The following is an 18498-nucleotide window of genomic DNA, read 5'->3' as shown; positions in this document are numbered from 1 at the left end:
CCCTTTTAGCTACGAATGAGTCCTAATACTTCTGAACGTGCAGCAGCATCGTTAGCAAACACACCACGAACAGCTGACGTTACTGTTTTTGAGCCTGGTTTCTTCACACCGCGCATCGTCATACACATATGCTCTGCTTCTACAACAACGATTACACCATGCGGATCAAGCGTTTCAACGAGTGAATTGGCTACATGAGAAGTAATGCGTTCTTGCAGTTGCGGACGACGTGTAACGGCTTCAACAGCACGCGCTAGTTTACTAAGTCCTGTTACTTTTCCTCCACGAGGAATATAACCGATATGAGCGACACCAAAGAACGGTACAAGATGATGCTCACACATTGAGTAAAACGGGATATCTTTAACGAGCACAAGCTCCTCATGATCTTCTCCAAAAATCGTCGCAAAATGGTCTTTCGGATCTTGATTTAGCCCTTGAAATACTTCTTCGTACATTTTGGCAACACGTTTCGGTGTATCGAGTAGTCCTTCTCTCGTCGGATCTTCTCCGATAGCTTCTAAAATCATAGTTACTGCTTGTTGAATTTTGTCCTTGTCGAATTCTTTCATTACACTATCCTCCAATTGATGAAACACGCTTTTCTAAAGATGATTCTAGCATATGTAACAGGCAATGGCAAAACCGTACGCACCAATTACATACTACTTTTGTTCGAATGAAGAGCCTTTTGAATGGGAAGCTTCTTTATTCAGCAGTATGACCAAAAAAGGTTCGTCTTAGAATGGTTGCATCAGATTTTAAGAAAAAACAAGATTCTAGAGATTTCATAAAAAAAGAACCGCTGCAATAGCGGTTCTTACTGGCCCTATGTATAAGCTTATTTCAGCGCATCCTTAAGGGCTTTTCCTGGTTTGAAAGCTGGTACTTTACTCGCTGCGATTTCGATTTCTTGTCCTGTTTGTGGGTTGCGGCCTTTACGTGCTGCACGCTCACGAACTTCAAAGTTACCAAAACCAATCAATTGTACTTTACCACCTTCTTTAAGCGTTCCAGAGATTGCTTCAAATACTGCATCAACAGCTTTTGTTGCATCCTTTTTAGAAAGTTGAGTTTGCTCAGATACGGCGTTTACTAGATCCGTCTTGTTCATGTCTTTCACCTCCTCTCAAAGAACACGATATATAATCAAACATACAGTATTTACCTAAAGACGTGCTTAACAAGCCTTATATTAAACGATAGTTCTCAATAATTCAATATTTTTTCATGAAAAAGAGCGAAATGACGCACGATGTTTGACGATTTTTTGCTCGTTTGTCCTTTTCATGTCAGCTTTTCTCTCACATGATCGTTTACCTCACACCTATCCCTTTTTTTTAAAAGGCAAAAAAAAAGCTCCAATTTGGAGCTTTTTTATAAAATAATCGCAATAAGACCGCCAGAGCCTTCGTTAATAATGCGTTCCAATGTTTCCTTTAATTTATAGCGCGCATTTTCCGGCATTAAAGAAATTTTTCCTTGAATTCCTTCTCTTACAATCGAATTAAGTGAGCGACCAAAAATATCTGAATTCCAAATAGATAGCGGATCTTCTTCAAAGTCTTGCATGAGGTAACGAACGAGCTCTTCACTTTGCTTCTCTGTGCCAATAATCGGCGCAAACTCGGATTCAACGTCCACTTTTATCATATGAATAGACGGGGCAACCGCCTTAAGTCTCACTCCAAAACGCGAGCCTTGGCGGATAATTTCCGGCTCATCTAAGCTCATATCCGATAAAGCAGGAGCAGCAATGCCATAGCCTGTTTGTTTTACCATGCGAAGCGCATCGGCTACTTGATCATATTCTTGTTTAGCATAAGCAAACTCTTGCATCAATTGCAACAAATGATCTTTCCCACGAATTTCGACGCCAACCACTTCTTTAAGAATTTGATCATAGAGATCATCTGGTGCAAAAAGATCGATTTCCGCAATCCCTTGCCCCATTTCAATGCCCGCTAGCCGCGCATCGTCAATGAACTCAAAATCGCTAAAGCTTCCTACGACGCGATTCACATCACGGAGACGTTTAATATCTTTCACCGTTTCGCGAACGGCTTCTTCATAGCTTTCGCGCAGCCAATGCTCGTCACGCAACACCATTACCCAGCTTGGTAAGTTTACATTCACTTCAAGCACTGGGAATTCAAATAATACTTCGCGCAGTACATTGTTAATATCTTGTTCTGTCATGCTTTCTACACTCATTGCGATGACAGGAATGTCATATTTCTCACATAACTCTTTTCGCAGCTGTTCTGTATCAGGATGATGCGGATGCACCGAATTAACGACTAAAACGAATGGCTTTCCAACCTCTTTTAACTCCTCAATCACTCGTTCTTCTGATTCAATATAATCATAGCGTGGAATCTCACCAATCGATCCATCTGTCGTTACGACTACACCAAGTGTGGAATGTTCTTGAATTACTTTGCGCGTCCCAATCTCCGCGGCTTCATGAAAAGGAATTGGTTCATCATACCATGGCGTATGAATCATGCGTGGTCCATTTTCATCTTCATAGCCTTTTGCACTTGGCACAGCATAACCGACGCTGTCCACGAGACGAATGTTCACATCTAATCCTTCATCTACATGAATGCTCACCGCGTTATTTGGTACGAATTTCGGCTCTGTTGTCATAATGGTCTTACCCGCTGCGCTTTGTGGCAGTTCATCTTGGGCGCGTTGGCGATCGCTTTCACTTTGAATGTTAGGCAAAACGACCAATTCCATAAAGCGCTTAATAAATGTGGATTTACCTGTTCGTACAGCACCTACAATTCCTAAGTAAATATCTCCACCTGTTCGTTCTGCAATATCTTTGAAAATATCAATCTTTTCCATTCCTTTCCCTCCCGATCCAAATAAGTTCCGGTTGCTAGTCTTGGACACTACATACATATGATGTTGTCCTAAAAATATGCTAAGGAATGCGAATTTTTCAAGAAAATAACGGGTGGCTTTCCTTTCTAAAATAGACCGGGAGGCAACACAACGTTTTGTGTACTCCGTAACAAAAGGATGCTTCACCACCTGCCATACATTGAAAAACTCTCCTCCTTTTCTATGAATGTATTAGAAAAGTGGAGAGTTCATGCCAACTATTTACGAGGCTTTTGTTGCAAAAATACAGGTTCTCCTTTTTGTACACCATAAGGTACCGACCGTGCAGGAACGAAAAAGGAATGTTTAACGAGCAGTGCGCGGATATCACGCCCCGCTTTGACGCCTTTTTTCTCTTTTTTCAACGCGCTATAAAGATCCATCGAATAATCGATAAATACGTGCAACTGATCATCAATAATAAAAGGTAAATTTCTTTGTGTGTAAGGGCTTACAACATAAGGCTCTTCCTTATAACCCATTTTCTTATAATCAAGCGTATAGCGCCCTGTTGCTAAAATTTTCTTAAACGGTGGATATTTATGATCTTGCATATATTGTTTTAACCGTTCTTGGAGCGTTTGCGCACGATTTACAGCAATAAGATCTATCAGCTTTACCGTCGGTTTTGTTTCCGGGTTGACTAATACGTATTGAAATGTGCCACCTTTTTCAAACGAATTCCCCGGCGGTTCACTCATGTATTTCGGTGCGAGCTTACTAAAATCAAGCGGATATTTTTCATACACATCAACGGTCATATCTTTATTTTTAATAGGCAGGACCGACTGATCTTTTTGAAAAGCTTGCACAGCCTCTTGCACACTACGCATTTGATCCTTGTACGGCACTTTATTTTCGGCCCGTTCCTGATCAGGATATAAACACCCTGACAAGCTACATAATAAGCATACTCCGACTACCATTAAGAGTATTTTTTTCATGATGAATGATCTCCTTCGTTACTTCGTTGGTCCACTTAATACGACTAAAACAATGAGAAAACCAGCTAATATCATACAAGCATAGGCTACAACTGAAATTATGTACTTAAGAACGCCTCTAAGCTTCGTACGACTAAGCAGGATCGTTGTTACAGCAACAAACATCAATCCGATGGCAATAAGCGCCACCCACATTTTTGCTAAACCATTTTCCATTTCACACTGCGCTTTTTAATATAGCAGGACCTTGTCCATGTCTATATTGTGTTCATCTAAAAAACAGCAGCTTTTCCTCTCCTTTTCGCTTACACTAACACCGTGTATTCGTTTGATGAATCGTTCGATCCTAAGCAGGTAACATCTCTGTAATAAACTTTCATACACTTAACCGGAAAAACAAGCCATTTTGGTCAGCGCCTCGTCTTCTATTTCGTGTAGGGTATGCGCATTCACATTCATATAACGCTAACGTTACACTCATTGTAAAAGAGCATAGGCACGTAACGTTGAAGCAGTGTTACGATTCCCCTCGATTACCGGGATCATTTAGTGCTCAATAAAAAAAGGGTTCCTTGTTTACCCATCCTTCTTTTGTATGTCCGTCAGGAAATTGCTTTTCTCTTTGTACTTGAATTTTCATATGTAAAATAAGCATGCTTTAGCTTTGCTTTTCCCCTTTTTACAAACAGCGCTTTTCAATTAGCCATCCCGCCTTGAATGGAAAGTATGTTCCCGCGTTATGAGTGCTCTCTCTGATCATACCTACTTGCACGGTCCATCCGCCAAAATTATAGCATAAAAAATGGCATACATTCTAGAAAAATCAAAAGGTACCATTGCTTACAGAATCATTCTCCGTCAAAATGACTCCCAAATACAGCAAAGAAATACAGCAAGTCTCGTTGTATTAATGGCATTTTTTAGGTCATACGTTCTAGAAAATAAAGCAAAATTGCATGCGCGATTCCTTTTGTAAGCACCCTTTATGCCCGCTTTTTGCTAAAAAAAAGACCTTATTATCCGAAATCGGAGAATAAGATCTTTTGTCGTTCATCATGAGTAAACTACTTAGCAAGATTGCCTAATTTTTGTATTATCATTGTTTGTTATCAAACATTTTAGAAAGTGTCGAGAAGTTTAACGGCACATTATTGTTAATAACTGCATTGACAATCTGGTTTTCCTTTTGTTTAGAAACAGGAACACCAGCTAAGGAGGCTACTTGGGCAATCAAACGACGCAGCGTTCGTTCATCTCTTAAATTTTCATTGCTCACCGTCTGCGCCAATTTAAAGATATCTTCTTTTTTCACATTCGTTGATTTTTCGACTTTATCGAAAAATTGATTGTTTCGGTCCATTGTTTTCGTCCTCCTTCAACAACCGTTTCCCCATTATCGTATGCATAAGAACGATAACCGTGATTAATTGAAGGAAGAAAAAATAACTTATTGAAGTTCGCTTAAGAGTGAAGAAACGTCTTCTACTTCATGCGTACGACTGCGCTTCATCAGTTCATCGACCGCTTCTTTCGCGTCTTTACCAGCAAATAAAACATCGTGAAGGACACTCGTAATCGGCATTTCTACTTCTTCTTTTTTCGCAAGCTCATAAGCAGCTTTCGTCGTGCGCACGCCTTCTACAACCATGCCCATTTGATCTAACACCGCTTGCAGCGCCTTACCCTTACCGAGCATATTACCAGCTCTCCAGTTACGGCTATGCACGCTTGTACACGTAACAATTAAATCTCCAATACCCGTTAAACCGGCGAACGTTAAAGGATTGGCACCCATTTTCGTTCCTAGCCGTGCAATTTCAGCAAGGCCACGGGTAATTAACGCCGCTTTCGCGTTGTCGCCATAACCAAGACCGTCTGACATCCCTGCGCCAAGTGCAATTATATTTTTTAATGCGCCACCAAGTTCAACCCCAACAATATCGGGATTTGTATAAACACGGAACGCTTGATTGATAAATAAATCTTGCACAAATTCAGCTTCTTCAATGTTTTCTGAAGAAACCGTAACCGTTGTTGGTTGTCGAAGGGAGACTTCCTCTGCATGACTCGGTCCTGACAAAACAACGATAGATTTACGCAGTGAAGCTGGAATCTCCTCGGCAATAATTTCTGAAATACGTTTATATGTACCAGGCTCAATTCCTTTAGAGGCATGCACAATGGTAACGGCTTCTGATAAATGCGGACGGAGTTCTGCAAGCACTTCGCGCATTGCCTTTGTCGGGGCAACAAGCAGTAGTGTACTAACGCCATCTACGGCTTCTTGTAATGACGTATAGCCTACCATTTGTGTTGGTAATGCTACACCTGGTAAATATTTTTCATTCGTATGAAGCGCGTTGATTTCATTGATTTGATCTTGTCTTCTTCCCCATAAACGCACATGGTGACCGTTATCCGCTAAAACAAGAGCTAGCGCGGTTCCCCAGCTACCAGCACCGATTACTGCTACCTTTTCCATGTTTGATCACTCCTACTTATTGACCTAATTTTCGTTCATTGCCTTTCACGAGGCGTACAATGTTCGTTTTATGTCGCCAAATGGATAATAAACCAATGAGAAGTGCGCCAATAGCAGCACTTTGTGGAATGCTATGCATCATTAGCATAAGAAGAGGCGCAACGATCATAAAGACCATCGAACCAAGTGAAACGTAGCGTGTGATGGCGATAATTACAATCACAAGCAACGCGGCGAAAAGCGCTGGGTAAAACGACATTACGAAGAAAACACCCATCGTTGTCGCTACCCCTTTACCGCCTTTAAAACCATAATAGAGAGGCCAATTGTGCCCTATAATAGCACATGCCCCAGCTATGACACCTAACCATGGTGTTTGAAAATACACGACAGCCACCCAAACAGGTAGCATCCCTTTCAGCGCGTCTAGCAGTAAAACGAGCAGAGCCGGACCAACACCAATGGCTCGTAACGTGTTCGTTGCCCCGGCATTTCCGCTACCGAGCGTGCGAATATCTTCTTTGGCAAGCCATTTTGTAAACAAATAACTGAAACTGATCGAACCGAGCAAATAGCTAACGATTCCGAACAATAGCAGCTTCATAAAAATCACCTATTCGTTTTTCTTACGAGCTACAATGCGAATGGGAGTTCCAATAAAGCCAAACGTTTCTCTTACTTTATTTTCTAAGAAACGGCGATACGAGAAGTGCAACAATTCTGGATCATTTACAAAAATTGCGATAGTTGGTGGCTTAATGGCCACTTGTGTTGCATAGTTAATTTTCAATCGTTTCCCGTTATCTGTTGGCGTTGGATTCATAGCAACGGCGTCCATAATCACATCATTAAGCACGTTAGTTTGAACACGTAGCGCATGATTTTCCGCAACTTGATTAATCACCGGGAATAGCGAATGCAACCGTTGTTTCGTTAATGCTGATACAAAGACAATGGGTGCATAGCTTAAATAAAGGAAATGATCACGAATTTTTTGTTCAAATTCGCGCATCGTTTTATCATTTTTTTCAATGGCATCCCATTTGTTAACGATAATAACGACAGCTTTTCCAGCTTCATGAGCAAATCCTGCTACTTTCTTATCTTGCTCAATAATGCCTTCTTCTGCGTTTAAAACCATACAAACAACGTCGGAGCGTTCAATCGCCTTTAAGGCGCGCAGCACGCTATACTTTTCTGTCGTTTCATAAACTTTTCCACGCTTACGCATCCCAGCAGTATCAATGATCGTATACTTCTGACCTTCACGTGTAAACGTAGAGTCGATTGCATCACGCGTCGTCCCAGCAATATCACTTACAATGACGCGCTCTTTATTTAAAATGGCATTCACAAGTGAAGATTTCCCTACATTCGGTCGACCGATTAAAGAAAAATGAATAGAGTCATCTTCTATTTCATCTTCCGGTTGTACTGGGAAATGAGCCATCACAGCATCCAATAAATCACCAAGCCCAATGCCGTGTGCGCCAGAGATCGGATAAGGCTCGCCCATTCCTAATGAATAGAAGTCATACACCAATTCTTTACGCTCAGGATTATCGATTTTATTAACGCCGAGAACAACGGGTTTATGTGAACGATAAAGCATCTTAGCCACTTCTTCATCCGCAGCCGTGACTCCTTCTTTACCATCTGCTAAAAATACGATAACATCCGCTTCGTCAATCGCAATTTCCGCTTGTTGTCGCATCAATTGAAGCAATGGCTCGTCACCGATTTCAATACCACCCGTATCAATAATATTAAATTCACGGTTCAGCCACTCAGCTGAACTATAAATACGATCTCTAGTTACACCAGGCATGTCTTCTACAATCGACACCCGATCTCCAACAATTCGATTAAATATTGTGGATTTTCCCACATTTGGTCTTCCGACAATAGCCAGTACTGGCTTTTGCATGTCGCCACATCCTTTTACATAATTCTACCAAAAAGAAAACCCTTCCTATTTGAAGGGCGGTAAGTTACAGCTTATTTATTTTAGCAGATAAAAGAATAACTCACAACCGCCCAATGCCCTTATACTTTCGCTCTTGCCGCTTTTTTGGCATTCTTTAAGCGCCATGTTTCGCGATAGAAGAGACTGCTCAATCGACTTGCTTCCTGCCAACTAAAGAGCGCAAGAATCGCTAGTGCTCCTTGATCCCAGTAGGAAAGCAACCCAAGTTCAATGAAATGCGTAAGCTTTGCAATCGTCACTTGAAACAAAAGCTCCCCTACTAGCATGCCACTTAAGACACTATACACCCGGACTGCTGCATCGTTTGTAAATAGTAACGAAAGCACAACAACGAAAAGAGGAATTCCCCATTTTAAGCCGTACTGTAGCCATACCGGATCATACATTGCAAGAAGTGAGAGACCTGCATACGCACAAGCGATAGCACATGTTGTGAACACAAAATAAAGCATGCGCCAAAAAGAAGTGCGCGGTAAAAAATAAAAACTACTTAAAAACAGCACTATATAGGAAACGTGAACTGAAAAAAAAGAAAGTTGCAACTGCCACTCTTCCGCAATGATCACCCCTAAAAGCAAACAAGCAAAAAACGTCCGATTTCTCTGTTTTTTCATTAAAAATGTCGTATAAATAAAGCCGGCCCAGCTAATCCAATAAAAAAGAACTCCGTCCACCTCTTGTCACCTCCTCTTTTCCATTATGACCAGTGGAATAATTACTAAACACGTTGTCATACTAAAAAAAAGGAGTGATACATGTGGGCAAAGATCGCCAAGAAAAAAAATTAAAAGCCTCTCGTCGAGTAGAGTCTGATCGCGACCAAAGTTTAAAATATGATGGTGCAACGTCTTTAGAAGGGCCAGAACAAGCTAAAAAACGGAATCATCAAGCATAAACGCTATACAAAAACGACCGAAAACTTCATTCGGTCGTTACCTATGTCTTATTTACGCTGTAAGTTTTTAAGCTGCTCGCCTAGCATATCTCCTAAAGAAAAGCCTTTTTCTTCTTTTGGAAAGTTTTCTTTAATGTCTGCAGCATTCTCTGCTTCTTCTACTGCTTTCATGCTAAGTGACATGCGCTTGTCTGCAACCGTAAGCTCCAAAATTTTAACCGTTACAGTTTCACCAACGCTTACAACTTCACTTGGCTTTCCAATATGACGACTGCTCATCTCGGAAATGTGGACAAGCCCTTCGACATTGGGTGCTACTTCAACAAACGCACCAAACGTTGTCAAACGTTTAACAGTACCTGTTACGATTGCACCAGATGCGATTGTTGCCGGCAACGATGCCCATGGGCCCGGTTGCACATCTTTAATCGAAAGCGACACACGATCATTATCACGATCCACCGATAATACTTTTACCGCTACTTCTTGACCTTCTTCAACCACTTCACTCGGATGCTCTACACGCTGATAAGAAAGCTGCGAAATATGAACAAGCCCATCTATTCCGCCAAGATCGACAAACGCGCCAAAATTCGTCATGCGGCGAACCGTCCCTGTTATCACTTGACCCGGTTCTAATGCGCTTAAACGATTTTGCTTCTTAGCCGCCTCTTCTTCTTCTAAGACGATGCGATGCGAAAGAATCACGCGGTTTTTTTCTTGATCAAGTTCTACTACTTTTACCGTTAATGTTTTGTTTTTAAATGAAGAAAAATCATCAATAAAGGCTGTGTCTACCATGGAGGCTGGAATAAATCCTCTTACGCCAACATCGGCTACTAATCCACCTTTAACAACGTCTAACACTGTAACAGAAAAGACTTCTTGCGATTCCAATTTCGCGTGCAGTTCACTCCATGACGAGACAGAATCTACTGCTTTTTTTGAAACGGTCAGCTGCTCGTCACTCATCGCTAGAACTTTCACCGTCACACGGTCACCTACTTGCAAAACATCGCTAACATGGTCCACAGCTACATTCGATACTTCATTAATCGGAAGGATCGCATCTTGCTTATACTTAACGTCTAAAATGGCTAGCTTATCTTCAATCTTTAAGACCGTACCTTCTGTGATTTCACCAATCACTAGTACCTTTGCTTCTTCTAAGCTTGTATTCATCTCTTCCGTCATCCTATAATTCCTCCTTCAATTTCCATTACAGGTTACGCGATGTTTCATTCGTAATAAGCTGTCCTATCGTTTCCATTATAAGGTTTGTCGCTTCTTTTGCGGAAGCTTTTTGTGTTCGTAATGTGGAAAAATCAATCGGGGGACCAAAGATGACCGTTATTTTTTTACGAAACTTGTACGAACCGATAATGGCGCAAGGAACAACATAAGCTTCCGACTTTAGCGCAAAAAAACCTGCGCCCGCTAATCCTTCACTTAATTCTCCCGTCTTGCTACGCGTTCCCTCGGGAAACAACCCGAGCACATGACCGTCTTTAAGAACCGACAACCCACTCCGTAACGCTTGCTTATCACTCGATCCCCGTTTCACCGGAAACGCCTTAACCTTTGGTAAAATACGCTTTAACAGAGGGACATTAAACAATTCTGCTTTCGCCATAAAATGAACGTCACGTGGCGAACAAACACCAACGAGAGGGGGATCAAAATTATGTATATGATTTGAGCACAGCAGCATCCCACCCGAAGAAGGGACATGTTCTAGCCCCTTCACTTCCACTCTAAAAAGACCTTTCAGTAGCGTACTACATACTGCCTTCCCGAATGTATACAGGTTCACCTTATCAAGCCCTTTCAGTGACCATACGTAGAATAGCTTCGACGACTTCATCAATAGACATTGATGTTGTGTCTAGTTCTAACGCATCATCCGCTTTTTTTAATGGAGCGAACTCCCGTTCAGAATCTCGCTTATCTCGTAAGCTAATCTCTTCTTTTAATTTCTCAAAATCTGTTTCAAAGCCCTTTGCCATATTTTCATCATAGCGTCGTTTCGCACGTTCTTCTACGGAAGCGATTAAAAAGACTTTTAATTCCGCTTCTGGCATCACATGTGTACCGATATCTCTTCCATCCATCACAACGCCACCTGCAGCAGCCAGTTGTTGTTGACGATCTACCATTTCTTCGCGAACGGTTTGTGGCGTCGCTACAAATGACACGTTATTCGTTACTGCACTGCTACGGATTTCCGCTGAAACATTTTGGCCATCAAGAATAACATCTTGTCCGTGCGGCGTAATTTGCAAGGCAATTTTCGTTTCTCTAAGCAGAGCAGCAAGCGCTACTTCATCATGCAAATTCACGTCCTGTTGGAGCGCTTTATACGTTAACGCGCGATACATAGCTCCCGTATCTATATACACGTAAGAAAGCTTATCTGCTACAATCTTGGCAACCGTACTTTTCCCGGCACCAGCTGGTCCATCAATGGCAATTCTTAATTTCTTTTCCATGTTTCCTCCTGCACTACTACTGTCGTATAGTCATTGATCAACGGCAAAAAATACAGGGGAAATCCTGCTTCAATGCAACGTTCATCGGTGTTATATTCGTCCTTAACTATATCATAAACAGAAAAAACGGTCTATTGCTCATCTCCCATTACTACGGGGCAGTAAAGCGATAAAAAGGCTTAAGAAAACTCGCCCGAAAGAGCGAGTTTTCTTCACAATCGTATTAAAGCGCTTCGTAATTCGGTTCGCTTTCTTTCAGTTTTTTAACGAGTTCTTCACTTCCATCTTCCGTTGACAGATAAATAACATACGTTTCTTGACCAAGTGTCCCGATGAATTCATAGCAGGATACTTCTTGTTTAATATCATTGATCACAATCGCACGGTGTGTTTCTTTAACATGAAATTTCTTACTTAATTTTTTGCGTGCTTGCGCTTCGCTTATTTTTTCTTTCGGTATGTTCCGATGATGGTGGGCTACTAAAAAGTCGGTTCCTTGATAGCCCATAATATCGCCGTTATCAAGCGCTACTTTCACCGTCACATGTTCCGGATAAATGCGCACGCCTTTTTGTTGACCAACAAATGTAAAAACAGCAATATTATCATACTGTTGCGATGAGACAGGAAGTAGCTTCTGCTTCATATGTTTCTTTAAGAACTGGGCCGCTTCTTTTTCAGCATCATTAAGGCTTAATTTTGCTTTAGCAACACTTCTGTCTTGGAGAACCCAAAGGGGATAGCCTCCTTTTTTCGTAACATCCATATAGGTCGTTGCTTTCGTATCTGGGTTGTAGATCGTTAACGAGTAGGCTTTATAAACGGAGCCTTTACCTGATGCCTTCACCGAGATTTTCACGTTTTTTTTCAATTGAAAAAAAGTAACGGCTCGCGCAATCGCCTCTTGCTTAGAAATCTCTTTGCCTTTTAAATGACGAAAGCTTCGTTTACTTGCGTTATTAATACTCGTTACTTCTGGTCCGAAATCCGTATCGGAATAGCCCTCTGATGACTTATCAACCGTTTTGAAGCCATCTATAATCGTATTGTCAGATGGTTGATCTTTTTTCGCTAATGCTACTTGCACGTCACTCCACTTTAACTTTTTTTTCGCTGCGATTGCTTCGGTACGACGAAGTTCATTTTGAATGTTCTCAGCATTATGATAGAGCTTCGATAACGTTTGATGCTCTTTACTCGTTAATGGTTTCTTTTCAAGATCGCGAACGGAAACGCGATAGGAAAATTCCCCTATATCATTTAAGAAGGCTTCCGTCTTATTAAAAGGCAGTAACGCTAACGGCAGCTGACCGACATTATTATGCGCTTCTGACGTTAATCGCCAAACGTGGACGAGCGCAGGTGATAATTGTTTCTTAGAATTCATCGCTAACGTTTCACCAATTTTATCGTGCAAAGCATCCATGTTGTAGTTTAGTTCATGAAACGCGCGTTGATAATTATTTTCCGATTGAATTGCAATCGCTTTTTTCTCTTGATGCTCATTATAGGCAAAGTACCCTAATCCGAGCGTTGTAATGGCTAAAATTACGATGGTAACCGTGCGAATCAAGAGAATCGCCTCCTATTTAGTATAAATATGCTTTCCTATTTTCTTAATTTGGGGCCGGGTCCAAATCCAACTAGAGGTCGCGGTATCGGGGTTAAAGTAATACAGCGCTTCTCCGGTAGGATCCCAGCCATTTAAGGCATCCATGACCGCTTTTTTTGCAGTATTATTTGGCGTTAAATAAATTTGGCCATCTGAAACAGCAGTAAAAGCACCAGGCTCGAAAATAACACCCGACACTGTGTTTGGAAACTCGGCACTTTTGACGCGATTAATGATGACCGCCGCTACGCCTACTTGACCGATATAAGGCTCTCCGCGTGCCTCACCATAAACAGCGTTGGCCATTAAGTTAAGATCATTTTGTGAAAAACCATCTGGAATATTTTTGGACGGTACAGGTTTTTTTCCTGCAGATGCTTGTTTTTTTGCTGGTGTAGCTTGATTTTGCTTCGTATTATTCGTATACGTTCGTCCTTGACGAAGCTGCTTCATAACGTGCGCTTTATTATAGTTTGTTTGCCGAATGAGACGTGCTTTCGTTGTTTTACCGGCTAGTCCGTCGACTTTCATGCCATTTTTTTGTTGGAAATTTCGTAATGCCCAATACGTTTTCCAGCTAAAGACGCCCGTAATGGCTCCTTTAAAATAACCGTTATATTGAAGGCGGGCTTGTAGTTCAATCACATCATCTCCGGTCGCCCCGCGTTGAATCACTTGATTTGAAAATGCGTGTGCTTGTGTTTCTGTAAAAGCTTGCATTCCTATGATGATAATGAGCGCTAAAAGCATGGAGCAGAACCAATGCCTTCTTCTTTTCATAGATACATCCTCCTAAAATCATGCTAGTAACATAGTTGGTAAAGTTATGTTTTGTTAGAAAATCTTCTTTTATACGAAGGCAACTCTTTCCTTACATAAAAAAACCGAACCAACATTTGTTAGTTCGGTTGCATCACTATGAGCTTATTTTTTCTTGTTGAGCAAGCCAGACACGCTTACTCGCATTGGCTTTCTTCACTTTTCGTAAACCATTCCACCATAAAAACAACATGAAAGGAAGCATCACGAACAACCATTCATGGGTAAAAGTTGCCAAAATCCAATTGTACACACTATGAAGGATAACGGGAATGAGCAGTGATAATAGCAAAAACAATTTGTTGTGATTTCTTGAAAACTTTGCTTTCCCAACATAGTAACCACTTATAACGGCAAATAACGCATGACCTGACACTGGAAGAATGCTGCGCAAAAACGCTTCATGGACGCCATGCACGTATAAATACACGATATTTTCAAGCGATGCAAAGCCAAGCGACAAAGCCACACTATAGACGATGCCATCATAGGGTTCATTAAATTCTGCATGCTTATAAATGAGCAGAAGCACCATGCACCACTTTAACCCTTCCTCAACAACTGGAGAAACGAAAAAAGCGTTCAACACATGTGCTGATGAAAATTCTTCTGCCATACCGAAGTCTACTAACATTGCTGGAAACACGAGAACCATGCCGACGACAAACAGCCGCATTACAACCGATAATGGCTCTGTTTCATATTGATCCTTAAGATAAAAAAAACAAAGCAAGGCAAGTGCTGGCGCCATTCCTGCCGCAATAATTCCTAGCATCGTTGGCCTCATTTCTGTTAAAAATTTTAAAAACGGGAAGCGATGTTCTCCGCTTCTCCAGATGCTAATAGCACAGCTAAGCGAATGCGTGCTTTCTTGCTATCAAAATCTTTTCCTAATACGACACCTTGACTTACAAGATCATACGTACTTCCTAAATAGTCGTAAGTTGGATATACTTGACCTTCTTCTGAGGAAGTTGTAATTACGACTTTTACGCCTTGGGCAATGGCTTGTTCGACGCTTGCCATCATCAGTGGCGCCACTTGGCCACGTCCGGCACCTTCTAGTACAATGCCTTTTACACCACTTGCAACCGCAGCATCGATAAATTTGCCTGTAGCGCCTAAATAACATTTAATAATATCCACTTCCGGAAGATCGGCCTGCAAGGTAAAGCTTTCACGCTGAATCGGTTTTTGATACGCCACGACCTTATCGTTATCAATAATGCCTAAATAACCGAAACCAAACGAATTAAAGCCTTGTAAATTTGAGGCATGCACTTTTTTTACATAACGTGCTGAAAAGATCCGTTCGTTAAAGACAACAACCGTTCCGCTGCCTTGTAACTGTTCTTCACACGCGGTATAGATGGCATGACGAATGTTACTATAAGAATCACTGCCAATTTCACCTGGTGAGCGTTGTGAGCCTGTAACAACAACCGTTCGTGCATCACTCACCGTTAAATCTAAATAATACGCCGTTTCTTCAATACTATCTGTTCCATGTGTCACGACGACTCCATCAAACGAGTCATCTTCATAGAGCTTTTCAATCGTTGTTTTTAAGACGTGTAAATGATCAAATGTCATATGCATACTAGGCACTTGAAATAATGAAAGAATGTCAACCTCAATATCATTTGGGAGAGCAATCATTTCAGCAAGTTCTTCTCCTGTTAAAGCTCCAGATGAGAGCAAGCCCGTTGTTTCATTTGGTTTACTCGCAATGGTTCCACCTGTTGTGATTAGCGCTACTTTTTTCAATACACTCACCTCTGTTTCATCATACCATACTATCCTCTCACATGAGCGCAACAAAACGCTCATTTTCGCCTGCTAGAACCAGCTAAAAGGCAGAAATGAGCGTTGTGTTAGGTCGTTAATTTTTGTGCAATGCGTTCACCATGAAATCTTCCATTTTCAATAAAAATTTCATTCGCATTATTACCGGCTGCTATGACGCCACAAATAAAGATATTTTCAATATTCGTTTCCATCGTTTCAGGATTATGTTCTGGTCGCCCCGTTTTCCGATCAATGTGAATACCCATCTGTTGCAAAAAGCTGTGATCTGGGTGATAGCCTGTCATCGCAAAAACAAACTGCGCAGGAATCGTGTGCATGCTGCCATGCTGTTCATACTGCAAATCCTCCAAGCCGATTTCCGTCACATTTGCCTCAAAATGCATCGCAATATTTCCTGCTTTTACGTGAGAAACAAATTCGGGCAATACCCACGGTTTAACACTTGGTGAATAATCGGATCCTCGATATAGAACGGTCACACGAGCACCTGCTTTCTGTAGCTCAAGTGCGGTATCAATGGATGAATTTTTCCCACCGATTACGACAACGTCTTTATCGTAGTACGGATGACCTTCTTTAAAATAGTGAAACACATGACTTTGTGCTTCTCCTGGGATATCCATATAGTTCGGATGGTCATAATAGCCCGTTGCCACAATAACGGCTTTCGCCTCATAGGAACGAGAATTGCCTTTTTCAGTTACAGACGTTATGTGGAAAATGTTCTGATCATCTTTCCTTACTTCTTCCACCTTTTCAAACGTATGAAGATTGAGCGCTTTGCGCTTTGCCACTTCTCGATAATACGTCAATGCGTGAATGCGACGTGGCTTGCGTTCTTCGTTCACAAATGGCATGTTTCCTATTTCCAACTTTTCACTCGTACTAAAGAACGTTTGATGGGTTGGATACCGATATATGGAATCTACAATATTCCCTTTTTCAATGACAACGTAGGACAGTCCGCGCTCTTTCACTGCGATCGCTGCGGCTAAACCACATGGACCTCCGCCTATAATACAAACATCATACATACCTATCCATCTCCTGCTTCTTGCTTGTTTCCTTCTTACCGTTCGTTTCTTCTTACATACTTATGCATTTTCACTGTTTTTTCTACTGCTTCTACTGTTAAAAGGCATGAAAAAATCCCCTATCCATGATGATAGGGGATTTCCACTTATTTTGCAAAATATTTAAATCCAGCCTCTAAAGCGTGACGCTTCCGCCATTTTGCGAACACCAACCATGTAGGCAGCGAGACGCATATTTACTTTTCTGTTCGTTGATGTTGTGTAAACGTTGTTAAAAGATTTCACCATAACAGTTTCAAGCTTTTGTTCCACTTCTTCTTCTGTCCAGTAATACCCTTGGTTATTTTGAACCCATTCGAAGTAGGAAACGGTTACACCACCAGCGCTCGCTAACACGTCTGGTACGAGCAAAATGCCGCGCTCTGTTAGAATTTTTGTTCCTTCAAGTGTTGTCGGACCATTTGCTGCTTCAACAACAATCGATGCTTTAATATTGTGAGCATTTTCTGCTGTAATTTGATTTTCAATCGCAGCTGGTACAAGAATGTCACAATCAAGCTCTAACAATTCTTTATTAGAAATCGTATCTTTAAATAATTTCGTAACCGTTCCGAAACTATCACGACGATCCAATAAGTAATCAATATCTAATCCTTCTGGATCATGAAGCGCACCATATGCATCAGAAATACCGATGACTTTAGCACCAGAATCATGCATAAATTTCGCTAAGAAGCTACCTGCGTTTCCGAATCCTTGAATGACAACACGTGCTCCTTCTATAGAGAAGCCTCGCTTAGCTGCCGCTTCACGAATACAGATGGTAACACCTTTTGCTGTCGCTGTTTCACGTCCGTGTGAGCCACCAAGTACAAGTGGTTTTCCTGTAATAAAACCAGGAGAATCAAACTCGCGAATGCGACTATACTCGTCCATCATCCAGGCCATAATTTGTGAGTTTGTAAATACATCTGGAGCTGGAATATCTTTTGTTGGTCCTACGAGCTGAGAAATGGCACGAACGTAGCCACGACTTAACCGTTCTAACTCTCGAAACGACATGTTGCGCGGGTCACAAATAATTCCGCCTTTTCCGCCGCCGTAAGGTAAGTCAACAATGCCAGCTTTTAGACTCATCCAAATAGAAAGTGCTTTCACTTCTGTTTCTGTTACATTTGGATGAAAACGTACGCCACCTTTTGTTGGTCCTACAGAATCGTTATGTTGCGAACGATAACCTGTAAAGATTTTCGTAGACCCATCATCCATTTTCACTGGAATACGTACGGTTAGCATGCGAATTGGTTCTTTTAAAAGTTCATACACTTCTTCAGGATAGCCTAATTTATCAAGCGCTTCACCAATTACGGATTGCGTAGCGGTTAGCACGTTGTTATTTTCGTGGTTATCTGATTTGTGATCTGCTGCATTTGGGGCAGTCATTGTTTTACCTCCCATTGATTGTCACCTCTAAAGTTTAGTCCATCTTCAGTGACAGTATACACCTTTGTTCCTTCTATGAGAAGGAATTT

At 41.4% G+C, this 18498-nt stretch carries 20 protein-coding genes; 1 reads left to right on the top strand and 19 read right to left on the bottom strand.

Annotation, left to right across the window (positions count from 1 at the left end):
• Nucleotides 1-5: 5 nt before the first annotated feature.
• The 10 genes from folE to A374_RS03340 all read right to left on the bottom strand — a co-directional run bounded on the left by folE (nucleotide 6) and on the right by A374_RS03340 (nucleotide 8982).
• Nucleotides 6-572, bottom strand: coding sequence for a GTP cyclohydrolase I FolE (folE, locus tag A374_RS03385; protein ID WP_007200779.1), 567 nt, complete (start codon nucleotides 570-572; stop codon nucleotides 6-8).
• Nucleotides 573-841: 269 nt separating this feature from the next.
• On the bottom strand, nucleotides 842-1114 hold the full coding sequence (locus A374_RS03380) for an HU family DNA-binding protein (RefSeq protein WP_007200778.1): 273 nt from the start codon (nucleotides 1112-1114) through the stop codon (nucleotides 842-844).
• A gap of 263 nt (nucleotides 1115-1377) precedes the next feature.
• Nucleotides 1378-2856 (bottom strand): stage IV sporulation protein A, encoded by a 1479-nt coding sequence (spoIVA, locus tag A374_RS03375; protein WP_007200777.1) that lies wholly within the window; start codon nucleotides 2854-2856, stop codon nucleotides 1378-1380.
• Between the two features lie 257 nt (nucleotides 2857-3113).
• On the bottom strand, nucleotides 3114-3839 hold the full coding sequence (locus tag A374_RS03370) for a hypothetical protein (RefSeq protein WP_007200776.1): 726 nt from the start codon (nucleotides 3837-3839) through the stop codon (nucleotides 3114-3116).
• Nucleotides 3840-3857: 18 nt separating this feature from the next.
• Entirely contained in the window at nucleotides 3858-4055 is a 198-nt protein-coding gene (locus A374_RS03365; RefSeq protein ID WP_007200775.1) for a DUF2768 domain-containing protein, read from the bottom strand.
• An 880-nt stretch (nucleotides 4056-4935) separates the two neighbouring features.
• Nucleotides 4936-5199: a stage VI sporulation protein F gene (locus tag A374_RS03360; protein WP_007200774.1), complete on the bottom strand. Its 264-nt coding sequence runs from the start codon at nucleotides 5197-5199 to the stop codon at nucleotides 4936-4938.
• 87 nt (nucleotides 5200-5286) lie between these two features.
• The gene (locus tag A374_RS03355; RefSeq protein ID WP_007200773.1) at nucleotides 5287-6321 is read right to left on the bottom strand and encodes an NAD(P)H-dependent glycerol-3-phosphate dehydrogenase; all 1035 of its coding nucleotides are present in this window, start codon (nucleotides 6319-6321) and stop codon (nucleotides 5287-5289) included.
• Nucleotides 6322-6337: 16 nt separating this feature from the next.
• The gene (gene plsY / locus A374_RS03350) at nucleotides 6338-6925 is read right to left on the bottom strand and encodes a glycerol-3-phosphate 1-O-acyltransferase PlsY (protein WP_007200772.1); all 588 of its coding nucleotides are present in this window, start codon (nucleotides 6923-6925) and stop codon (nucleotides 6338-6340) included.
• A 9-nt stretch (nucleotides 6926-6934) separates the two neighbouring features.
• Entirely contained in the window at nucleotides 6935-8248 is a 1314-nt protein-coding gene (gene der, locus A374_RS03345) for a ribosome biogenesis GTPase Der (protein WP_007200771.1), read from the bottom strand.
• 119 nt (nucleotides 8249-8367) lie between these two features.
• Nucleotides 8368-8982, bottom strand: coding sequence for a YphA family membrane protein (locus A374_RS03340; protein ID WP_007200770.1), 615 nt, complete (start codon nucleotides 8980-8982; stop codon nucleotides 8368-8370).
• Between the two features lie 83 nt (nucleotides 8983-9065).
• Between A374_RS03340 and A374_RS19805 the strand changes: the two genes are divergently transcribed.
• A complete protein-coding gene (locus A374_RS19805; RefSeq protein ID WP_007200769.1) occupies nucleotides 9066-9203 on the top strand; it encodes a YpzI family protein in 138 nt (45 codons plus the stop codon).
• Between the two features lie 48 nt (nucleotides 9204-9251).
• Here A374_RS19805 and rpsA read toward each other — a convergent pair whose 3' ends face one another.
• From rpsA to A374_RS03295, 9 genes are all read right to left on the bottom strand, one after another.
• Entirely contained in the window at nucleotides 9252-10397 is a 1146-nt protein-coding gene (gene rpsA / locus A374_RS03335) for a 30S ribosomal protein S1 (protein WP_007200768.1), read from the bottom strand.
• Between the two features lie 25 nt (nucleotides 10398-10422).
• A complete protein-coding gene (locus A374_RS03330) occupies nucleotides 10423-11016 on the bottom strand; it encodes a lysophospholipid acyltransferase family protein (protein WP_040340291.1) in 594 nt (197 codons plus the stop codon).
• 4 nt (nucleotides 11017-11020) lie between these two features.
• Entirely contained in the window at nucleotides 11021-11692 is a 672-nt protein-coding gene (gene cmk, locus A374_RS03325) for a (d)CMP kinase (RefSeq protein WP_007200766.1), read from the bottom strand.
• Between the two features lie 223 nt (nucleotides 11693-11915).
• On the bottom strand, nucleotides 11916-13265 hold the full coding sequence (gene ypeB / locus A374_RS03320; RefSeq protein WP_007200765.1) for a germination protein YpeB: 1350 nt from the start codon (nucleotides 13263-13265) through the stop codon (nucleotides 11916-11918).
• Nucleotides 13266-13277: 12 nt separating this feature from the next.
• Nucleotides 13278-14084: a spore cortex-lytic enzyme gene (gene sleB / locus A374_RS03315; RefSeq protein ID WP_007200764.1), complete on the bottom strand. Its 807-nt coding sequence runs from the start codon at nucleotides 14082-14084 to the stop codon at nucleotides 13278-13280.
• A 136-nt stretch (nucleotides 14085-14220) separates the two neighbouring features.
• Nucleotides 14221-14898: a glutamic-type intramembrane protease PrsW gene (gene prsW / locus A374_RS03310; RefSeq protein WP_007200763.1), complete on the bottom strand. Its 678-nt coding sequence runs from the start codon at nucleotides 14896-14898 to the stop codon at nucleotides 14221-14223.
• Between the two features lie 26 nt (nucleotides 14899-14924).
• The gene (locus tag A374_RS03305) at nucleotides 14925-15890 is read right to left on the bottom strand and encodes an asparaginase (RefSeq protein WP_040340290.1); all 966 of its coding nucleotides are present in this window, start codon (nucleotides 15888-15890) and stop codon (nucleotides 14925-14927) included.
• A gap of 107 nt (nucleotides 15891-15997) precedes the next feature.
• Nucleotides 15998-16966 carry a YpdA family putative bacillithiol disulfide reductase gene (locus tag A374_RS03300; protein WP_007200761.1) on the bottom strand — a complete coding sequence of 323 codons (969 nt, stop codon included), beginning with the start codon at nucleotides 16964-16966 and terminating at the stop codon, nucleotides 15998-16000.
• A gap of 162 nt (nucleotides 16967-17128) precedes the next feature.
• Nucleotides 17129-18409 (bottom strand): Glu/Leu/Phe/Val family dehydrogenase, encoded by a 1281-nt coding sequence (locus tag A374_RS03295; RefSeq protein ID WP_007200760.1) that lies wholly within the window; start codon nucleotides 18407-18409, stop codon nucleotides 17129-17131.
• Nucleotides 18410-18498: the final 89 nt, after the last annotated feature.

It is taken from the genome of Fictibacillus macauensis ZFHKF-1 (assembly GCF_000269865.1).
Taxonomy (GTDB): domain Bacteria; phylum Bacillota; class Bacilli; order Bacillales; family Fictibacillaceae; genus Fictibacillus_C; species Fictibacillus_C macauensis.
This window is presented reverse-complemented; position numbering and strand designations above follow the sequence as displayed.

Excerpts from the sequence above, each read along its gene's own strand:
- folE (WP_007200779.1), bottom strand. The coding sequence starts at position 572 with ATGAAAGAATTCGACAAGGACAAAATTCAACAAGCAGTAACTATGATT.
- A374_RS03380 (WP_007200778.1), bottom strand. The coding sequence starts at position 1,114 with ATGAACAAGACGGATCTAGTAAACGCCGTATCTGAGCAAACTCAACTT.
- spoIVA (WP_007200777.1), bottom strand. The coding sequence starts at position 2,856 with ATGGAAAAGATTGATATTTTCAAAGATATTGCAGAACGAACAGGTGGA.
- A374_RS03370 (WP_007200776.1), bottom strand. The coding sequence starts at position 3,839 with ATGAAAAAAATACTCTTAATGGTAGTCGGAGTATGCTTATTATGTAGC.
- A374_RS03365 (WP_007200775.1), bottom strand. The coding sequence starts at position 4,055 with ATGGAAAATGGTTTAGCAAAAATGTGGGTGGCGCTTATTGCCATCGGA.
- A374_RS03360 (WP_007200774.1), bottom strand. The coding sequence starts at position 5,199 with ATGGACCGAAACAATCAATTTTTCGATAAAGTCGAAAAATCAACGAAT.
- A374_RS03355 (WP_007200773.1), bottom strand. The coding sequence starts at position 6,321 with ATGGAAAAGGTAGCAGTAATCGGTGCTGGTAGCTGGGGAACCGCGCTA.
- plsY (WP_007200772.1), bottom strand. The coding sequence starts at position 6,925 with ATGAAGCTGCTATTGTTCGGAATCGTTAGCTATTTGCTCGGTTCGATC.
- der (WP_007200771.1), bottom strand. The coding sequence starts at position 8,248 with ATGCAAAAGCCAGTACTGGCTATTGTCGGAAGACCAAATGTGGGAAAA.
- rpsA (WP_007200768.1), bottom strand. The coding sequence starts at position 10,397 with ATGACGGAAGAGATGAATACAAGCTTAGAAGAAGCAAAGGTACTAGTG.
- cmk (WP_007200766.1), bottom strand. The coding sequence starts at position 11,692 with ATGGAAAAGAAATTAAGAATTGCCATTGATGGACCAGCTGGTGCCGGG.
- sleB (WP_007200764.1), bottom strand. The coding sequence starts at position 14,084 with ATGAAAAGAAGAAGGCATTGGTTCTGCTCCATGCTTTTAGCGCTCATT.
- prsW (WP_007200763.1), bottom strand. The coding sequence starts at position 14,898 with ATGCTAGGAATTATTGCGGCAGGAATGGCGCCAGCACTTGCCTTGCTT.
- A374_RS03300 (WP_007200761.1), bottom strand. The coding sequence starts at position 16,966 with ATGTATGATGTTTGTATTATAGGCGGAGGTCCATGTGGTTTAGCCGCA.
- A374_RS03295 (WP_007200760.1), bottom strand. The coding sequence starts at position 18,409 with ATGACTGCCCCAAATGCAGCAGATCACAAATCAGATAACCACGAAAAT.